The sequence below is a fragment of the Methylobacterium symbioticum genome, from assembly GCF_902141845.1.
Classification (GTDB): Bacteria; Pseudomonadota; Alphaproteobacteria; order Rhizobiales; family Beijerinckiaceae; genus Methylobacterium; species Methylobacterium symbioticum.
Genome location: NZ_CABFPH010000163.1, coordinates 1 through 7,943, shown reverse-complemented (window position 1 = coordinate 7,943; position 7,943 = coordinate 1). Strand labels below are relative to the sequence as shown.

Annotated in this window: 5 protein-coding genes and 1 pseudogene; 3 read left to right on the top strand and 3 right to left on the bottom strand. The window is 69.1% G+C overall.

Annotated features, from left to right (window positions below):
* Positions 1-1,232: CmpA/NrtA family ABC transporter substrate-binding protein (locus tag MET9862_RS27450; protein ID WP_142586095.1), on the bottom strand; the 1,232-nt coding region annotated here is incomplete at its 3' end.
* 244 nt (positions 1,233-1,476) lie between these two features.
* Here MET9862_RS27450 and MET9862_RS27445 point away from each other — a divergent pair.
* Complete coding sequence (locus MET9862_RS27445) at positions 1,477-3,312, top strand: sigma-54 interaction domain-containing protein (RefSeq protein WP_244612935.1); 1,836 nt, start codon at positions 1,477-1,479, stop codon at positions 3,310-3,312.
* Between the two features lie 48 nt (positions 3,313-3,360).
* Here MET9862_RS27445 and MET9862_RS27440 read toward each other — a convergent pair whose 3' ends face one another.
* Positions 3,361-4,371 carry an NAD(P)H-binding protein gene (locus MET9862_RS27440; protein WP_280179003.1) on the bottom strand — a complete coding sequence of 337 codons (1,011 nt, stop codon included), beginning with the start codon at positions 4,369-4,371 and terminating at the stop codon, positions 3,361-3,363.
* 84 nt (positions 4,372-4,455) lie between these two features.
* Positions 4,456-5,574, bottom strand: a complete 1,119-nt coding sequence (locus tag MET9862_RS27435; protein WP_142586092.1) for a metallophosphoesterase — start codon at positions 5,572-5,574, stop codon at positions 4,456-4,458.
* Between the two features lie 582 nt (positions 5,575-6,156).
* Here MET9862_RS27435 and MET9862_RS27430 point away from each other — a divergent pair.
* Positions 6,157-7,383: a transporter substrate-binding protein gene (locus MET9862_RS27430; protein ID WP_142586091.1), complete on the top strand. Its 1,227-nt coding sequence runs from the start codon at positions 6,157-6,159 to the stop codon at positions 7,381-7,383.
* Between the two features lie 15 nt (positions 7,384-7,398).
* Positions 7,399-7,943 (top strand): annotated as a pseudogene (locus MET9862_RS27425) (urea ABC transporter permease subunit UrtB); the annotation flags it as partial.

Genomic DNA, 7,943 nt, shown 5'->3' with positions numbered 1-7,943 from the left:
TCGGTGGCGAGATAGACCTGGCGGGCGACCGCGGCGTAGTCGACGTCGCCCTTGAGCTGGCCCCAGCGCTTCATCTGGGTCAGGATCCACACCGCGAAGGACTGCCAGGGGAAGGCGTCGAAATCGACGCGGTCAGGCACCTTGCGCACCTGCCCCAGCCCGTCCGCGAAGGTGCCGGTGAGCACCTGCTCCACCACGGTGAGCGGCTGGTTGAGATAGTTCGCCGGGGCGATCGCGGCGGCGATCTCCTTGCGGTTCTCCTTGTTCGAGGCGTAGGCGGTCGCCTGGATGATCGAGCGCAGGAGAGCGGCGTAGGTGTTCGGCGTCTCCTTGATGAAGGCTTCCGAGGCCGCGAAGGCGCAGCACGGGTGCCGGTCCCAGATCTCCTTCGACAGGATGTGGATGAAGCCGACGCCGTCATAGACCGCGCGCTGGTTCACCGGATCGGGGGCGAGGAAGCCGTCGATGTTGTCGGCGCGCAGGTTGGCGACCATCTCGGGCGGCGGCACGGCGCGGATCTGCACGTCGGTGTCGGGGTCGATGCCGGCCTCTGCCAAGTAATAGCGCAGCAGGTAGTTGTGCATCGAGTAGTCGAAGGGCACCGCGAGCTTGAAGCCCTTCCAGTCCTTCGGATCGCGCCTGTCCTTGTGCTTCATCGCCAGGGTGATGGCCTGGCCGTTGACGTTCTCCACCGCCGGCATCGTGTAGGCCTGCGGGTTCGAGCCGAGGCCGAGCGAGATCGCGATCGGCATCGGCGCCAGCATGTGAGCGGCGTCGTATTCCTTGTTCAGCGTCTTGTCGCGGATCACCGCCCAGCCGGCGGTCTTCACCACCTCAACGTTCAGGCCCTGCTTCTCGTAGAAGCCCATGGGCTTGGCCATGATGATCGGCGTGGCGCAGGTGATCGGGATGAAGCCGACCTTCAGATCGGTCTTCTCAGGTTTGCCCGCTTGCGCGAAAGCCTCGGCGGCGAACTTGGTCGGGAAGAACTGGCTCACGGCCGCGAGCGCCGTGGCGGCCCCGACACTGCGCAGGAAGGCGCGGCGTTCGGCGTCGTGCGGGAAGAGCGCCCGCATCACCGCGCCGTCGACGGCGCGCTCCAAGGCGGCCTCCCCCGTGGGCGCGGCTGCGCTCTCGGCGTCATGCGCGGCTTGGCTCGCATGGGCGCCGCAGGAGCAGCCGCCGCGGGCGAGGCGGCGTTTCGCGTCGAAGGGGTTGTCGAACAGGGCCATCTGCGCCTCGCACGGTTCGTGACGGGAGCAGATTGGCAAGGGGTGTGCCAACCCGGAAATTCAGAGAAAATCCTGTTCTGCTAATAGCTTATCGATAACGTGTGAAACGACGAGATCTCGTGTATAACGAAATTTCGTTATTCGGAAACGGGATCTCGTGATGCCCGAAGCGCGCCTCGACGACGCTGGAGCTCCCGACCGCGAGGCCGATTTTGGCCCTGTCTTCGAGGCGGGCGCCGAGGCCATGCTGGTGATCGATCCGGACGCCGACCGGATCGTCGACGCCAACGACGCCGCGGTGCGCCTGCTCGGCCATACGCGGGCCGCATTACGGGGCTTGGCGGCGAGCGCCCTGCACCCGGGCCAGCTTCCGGCCCTGATCGTGTTCACACAAGGCGTCCAGGCGAAGGGCCGCTGGTGGACCCACCGGCTCACACCCCGTCACGGTGCGGGCCGCGCGCTCAGTGTCGAGGCCGTCGGCACCGTGCTGCCCGACGGGCTCGTCCTCGTCACGCTGTTCGACCTCGAGGAGCGCCGTCAGCGTCAGGTCGACCGGGAAGCCGACCGCCACATGCGCGCCGGTCTCTCCGAGTGGCAGCGCATGGAGCGGATCTTCCGCGACATCGAGCGCGAGAACCAGCTGATCCTGCGCGCGGCGGGCGAAGGGATCTACGGGGTCAACGCCGAGGGGGTCACGACCTTCGTCAACCCGGCCGCCGAGCGCATGCTCGGCTGGGCCGCCGCCGACCTCGTCGGCCGGGACATGCACGCCGCCGTGCACCACACCCATCCGGACGGCTGCCACTATCCGCATCGGGACTGCCCCATCTACGCGGCTTTCCGCGACGGAGCCGTGCATCAGGTCGACGACGAGGTGTTCTGGCGCCGCGACGGCACGTCGTTCCCGGTCGAGTACACCTCGACGCCGATCCGCGACCGCGGCGCACTCGTCGGCGCCGTCATCGTATTCCGCGACGTCAGCCAGCGCCGCGAGGCGGACGAGCGCCTGCGGCAGGCCCTCGCCGAGGTTGTCTCCCTGCGCGAGCGTCTGGAGCTCGAGAACGCCTATCTGAAGGAGGAGATCCGGGCTGGCAGCCATCATCAGGGCATCATCGGGAAGAGCCCTGCCATCGAGGTGATCCGGCGGCAGATCGATCTGGTGGCCGGCACGGATGCCACCGTGCTCGTCACGGGCGAATCCGGCACCGGGAAGGAACTGATCGCCCGCGCGATTCACGAGGCGAGCCGGCGCCGCGAGCGCCCCCTCATCCGCGTGAACTGCGCCGCGGTGCCGCGCGAGCTGTTCGAGAGCGAGTTCTTCGGCCATGCCCGGGGCGCGTTCACGGGAGCGCTGCGCGACCGGGTCGGTCGGTTCGAGCTGGCCGATGGCGGCACGCTTTTCCTCGATGAGGTCGGCGAGATCCCGCTCGACTTGCAGGGCAAGCTGCTGCGGGTGCTGCAGGAGCGCTCGTTCGAGCGCGTCGGCGAGGAGCGCACCCGCGCGGTCGACGTGCGTCTGGTCGCGGCAACGAACCGAGACCTGAAGGAGGAGGTGCGTCGAGGCCGCTTCCGAAGTGATCTCTACTTTCGCCTCAACGTCTTCCCGATCAGCGCGACGCCCCTGCGCGAGCGACCGGAGGATATCCCGCTCATCGCCCAGCATATGCTCACCGGGGCCGCGCACCGCCTCGGCGTGCCCGAGCCTCGCCTGACCGAGGGGGATGTGCGCCGCCTCACCCGCTACGCGTGGCCGGGCAATGTGCGCGAGTTGGAGAACGCCATCGAGCGCGGCGTTATCCTGGCTCAGCGAGGACGCCTCCGGATCGACCTGTCGGAGCTTGAGGAGACGCTCGCCAGCGAGACTCTCGCCCGCCAGGCTCCCCGGATCGCCGCCCCCGAATACCGGCCGCGCAACGAGATGGAGCGCCGCGCCCGCGACCGGGCCGAGATCGTCGAAGTGCTGGCCCTGTGCGGCGGAAAGGTGTCCGGTCCGGGCGGTGCCGCCGAACGGCTCGGCCTGCGTCCCACGACGCTGGCCTCCCGCATCAAAGCCTATGGGATCACTAAGCGGGGATCTTGATCATTGGATGTTGCTCCGTCTGCTGGCGTCACGCGGATCCGAGCATCGTCAGAACACGGCGTGGTCGCCACGCTCGGCGACCGCCTCACCGCGGATCACGCGAGCATAATAGTCGAACAGCGTCTCCGAGCCTGTCGAAGGGGTGGCCTGCGCATCGTATCGCCCGGTCGCGGGATCCAGCACGAGCATGGACTCGGTCGCGTAGTAGCGACCGATCCGCGCGAGTTCGGCCTTGGCCGCCAGGGCCGGCACCCATCGTCCGATCGTCGTCAGGATGCTGACGATCACATCCAGCAGCAGCACCGGGACGTGCGTGAAGCGCGGTTCGCGTCCCAGAAGGGCGAAGAGCCGCTCGCCCTGCGCTTTCGGCGTGATCGCGTCGCCCGGTCCGCCGATCGGCAGCACGCGATTGCGCCGCTCATCGTCGTCGAGACAGTCGGCGAGGTACCGGCCGAGGTCGTCGTCGCTGATCGGCTTGCAGGCGGTCAGCGTTCCGTCGCCGAACACCAGGAAGGGCTTGCCGCGCTTCAGGCGGTCGATCTGCCCCGACAGCGATTTGAAGAAGGCCGTCGGCCGGACGATCGTGTAGTCGACGCCCGATGCGATCAGCTCCGCCTCCAAGGCGAGCTTGGCGTGCTGAAAGGCGAGGATCGGTTTCTGGACGCAGATCGCCGAGAGAAGCACGACATGCGCCACGCCGGCCGCCCGGCTCGCGTGAAGGGCGTTCACCTGCGCGCCGTAGTCGATCGCCCAGGCGTCATCGGGTAATCCGGTCCGCGAGGCGAGGCACGACACCAGGACGTCGAAGCATTCGCCGCGGATGCCGTCGCGCGCCAGCGACACGGGCTCGGTCAGATCCACGATCCGTGCGGTGGCGCCTGGCGGAACGCGCGACGGCCGACCCGTGTCTGCGGAACGCGCGGAACCGGCAGGGCGCCTGACGAGACAGACGACCTCGTGACCGCGCGAGACCAGCGCCCGCACGGTCGCCCGCCCGATTGTGCCGGTCGCCCCCACAACCAGGACGCGGCGCGGTGCACAGCCATCCGGTCGAGCCATGGTCATGATCGCTTCATCCCGACGCCCCGCCATCCTAGCGCGACGGCGACGCGCGCGATGCCCCGCCGAACGGGCACAGCGGCGCTACGCGGATCTCCGCAGGATGATCCGCGTCAACTCGGAGGGGCGGCCGAGCCGAAGCGCGAAGCCCGGCCACAGCGCGGTGCCGTTGCTGACGTAGAGCAGCATGCCTTGGACACGGTACGCCCCGGAGACGAAGCCGGCATTGCCCCGTGCCACCAGCCGGTCCAGGCCGCGGATCATGCCGCCATGGGTGTGTCCCGACAGTTGCAGCCTCACGCCGTAGGCGGCCGCCCGTGCGGCGCTCGCCGGTTGGTGATCGAGCAGCACGACCGGCGCACCGGCGGGCGCCCCCGCGAGCGCGGCGGCGAGGTCGGGCCGTGGGTGGCCGGTGGAGAGCGCCGAGCGGTCGGTCACGCCAGCGACCACGAGCGCGCCGCCATCGCGCGTGAGCACCGTGTGGGCGTTGGCCAGCAGGCGGATCCCGAGGCCCGCCAGGTGGCCCATCCACGCGTCGTAGTCGAAGAAGTACTCGTGGTTGCCCGGCACGGCCCAGACGCCGTCCGGCGCCGTCAGGCCACGCAGCGGCTCGACATCGGTCCGCCGAGCCGCAAGCGAACCGTCGATGAAGTCGCCCGTCACCGCGATCAGGTCGGTGCCGAGGGCGTTGGCGCGCGCGACCACGGTCTCCGCCCACTCGGCCGGGAACAGGCGGCTGATGTGCAGGTCGGAGAGATGCAGGATCGTGTAGCCCTCGAAGCCGCGGGGCAGGTCCGGTATCGCCACCGTGACGTCCTTGAGCGGCGGCACGCGCACGGCCTGCGAGACGGCCACCGCCGCCAGCACCAAGGCCGCGAGGGCCGCCGCGTAGCGCCACCCCATGGGGACCGTCCATCCGTCTCCGGGCAGGATCCAGCACACCAGCGTCACGACATCGAGGGCGACGAGCATCGGCGCCGCCAGCGCGAGCGCGCCGAACGCAACGTTGAACAGGATCACCACCGGACGGGGGAATTCCGGCGCGAAGACCGATCCGGAGGAGAGCCGGCTCCACAGGTGGTACTGGGACGCGGCGAGCAGGAAGGCCGTCAGGCCAAGCTTGAGCGCGAGCGGCCATGGGCTCGGCCACACCACGCGTGCGACGACATAGAGGGCAGGCAGGCTGGGGATCAGTCGGATCATGGGCCGCTAAATGGCAAGCGGCATCCGCGAAGCAAAGCTTGCGGCTTGACCTCAGGGCGCGGCGGCCTTCGTGGCCGCCCCGGTGATCGTCGGATGTCGATCCGCTCGGACATCGACGCCACTCCTCATCGACAAGGCGGCCGTCCTGCCGTCTCGCTTGCTGCTCGCAAGGGGGAGGCGGCTTGGGAACGGCCAGTCGCCCGCGCGCAAGGTCGAGGACAGGCTCCATCGGTCGGACCGGTGATCCGCCGTCTCCGATCGAGGTTGCTCCCCTCTGGGAAGGCCCTTCGGCTCCTGCTGACGCAGGGTCATCGCCGGCGCGCGCGTGTCGCTGACGGATCGCACTCTCAGGACCAGACCCGGCGGGATCGTTTCGACCGCGACCTGCGAAACGACGGGCAAGACGGTTGAGACCACATCGATCACCGAAAATTTTGACGTCTTCGCGCGATCTGCGCCCACAGCGCGGACAATTGCCGACAATATGCGCAATGCGATGGTCGCTCTGCAGCGCCTTTCGCCTTTCCGTCTGCATGCCGCCGCTCGACAATTGCTCCAACTTTCCGTGGGAGTTCGAGAACGATGGCGCATCTTACGCGGCGCGGCTTCGTCGGATCTGCGGCGCTGCTTGCAGCCCCCGCGATCGTGCGGCCCGCCTTCGCGGCCGACACCGTGAAGCTCGGCTGCTTGTTCTCGTCGTCGGGCACGATGGCCAACATCGAGGGCCGGCTGAACCACGTCGTCCGCATGGCCGCCGACGAGATCAACGGGCGCGGCGGCGTCAGCGGCCGCACGATCGAGGTGCTGACCTCGGATCCGGCTTCCGACTGGCCGCTCTACGCGCAGATCGGCCGCCAGATGTTGCAGCAGGAGAAGGTGGCGGCCCTGTTCGGCTGCTGGACCTCCGTGTCGCGCAAGTCGGTCCTGCCGGTGGTCGAGCAGAACGACGGGCTGCTGTTCTATCCCCTGCATTTCGAGGGTGACGAGAACTCGAAGAACGTCGTCTACGTGAACTCGCCGCCCGCCAGCTCCGTCCTGCCGGCGGTCGATTACCTGATGGGTCCGGACGGCGTCGGCGCGAAGCGCTTCTTCATGATCGGCTCGGACTACGTCTGGCCGCGCACGATCAACAAGCAGCTCAAGGGCTACTGGAAGAGCAAGGGCATCCCCGAGAGCGCGTGGCGCGAGGAATACGTGCCCTTCGGCTTCTCGAACTTCCAGACGCTCGTGAACCAAGTGCGCAGCTTCGCCAGCCAGCCCGGCGGCCAGCCGATCGTCGTGCTCACCGTCGTCGGCTCATCCATCCCCGACTTCCTGCGCGAGTTCGCCAACCAGGGCATCGCGGCCACCGACGTGCCGATCCTCGGCCTCGACATGGTGGAGGCCGACCTCGAAGGGCTCGATACGGCCAAGCTCGTCGGCCACCTCAATTGCTGGGCCTATCTTCAGGCCGCCAAGGGCGAGCGAAACCAGAAATTCCTCGCCGACTGGGCCGCCTACGTGAAGGCGAAGAACGTCCCCTTCAGCGCCGACACCGTGATCGATCCGATGGTCTCGGCCTACGACAGCGTCCATCTCTGGGCGCTGGCTGCCGCCAAGGCCGGCTCCTTCGCCGTGCCGGAGGTGCGCAAGGCCTTCGCGGGGCTCAGCTTCGCGGATCCTTCAGGCTACACGCTGACCATGACGGGGGAGAACAACTACGTCTCCCGGGGCGTCTTCATCGGTTCGGTCAACGAGAAGCGCGGCTTCGACGTGCTCTGGCAATCGCCCGACGCCCCGAAGCCGGTCCCGTTCAGCCCCTATGGTTGAGGGCGGGGCCCCGCGATGAACCGGCTCCGCGCCGTCCTGGCGGTGCTCGCGATGCTGATCGTGCCGGCTTCCGCCGCTCCGCTCGAGCGGGCGGCGCTGGCGGCGGATCTCTGCGGTGACGGCGCGGCGCAGGCGCGCGGGTCGGAGCGCGTCGTGCAGGCTGCCACCGACGCCTCGACCGACGAACTCGCGGCCGCCGGCCGCCTCCTGGCGGCGCTCGCCGAGCGGCGTCTGGCCTGCGGGAGCGAGGGTGCCCTGATTCTCGACCGTGCGGGGGCCGCCGAAGGGCACGACGCGTTGACCGGCGCGACAAGGCCGGTCGCGGAGGCACGCGCGCCGGTGCTCGGCCTGCGCCAGCGCGCCCTCGTCGAGACCGCGCGTGCCGCTGTCGCGCTCCTCACGGGCGAGAGCGTCGCCGCACGCGCTGCCGGGCTCGCCACGCTGGAGCGGCGCGCCGGCGCGGTGCCGGACACGATTCTGGCACGGGCGCAGGCCGCCGAGACCGATCCGGGCCTGAGGGGCTCGATCGCGGGTGCCGCGCAGGCCGCCGCCCTGTCCTC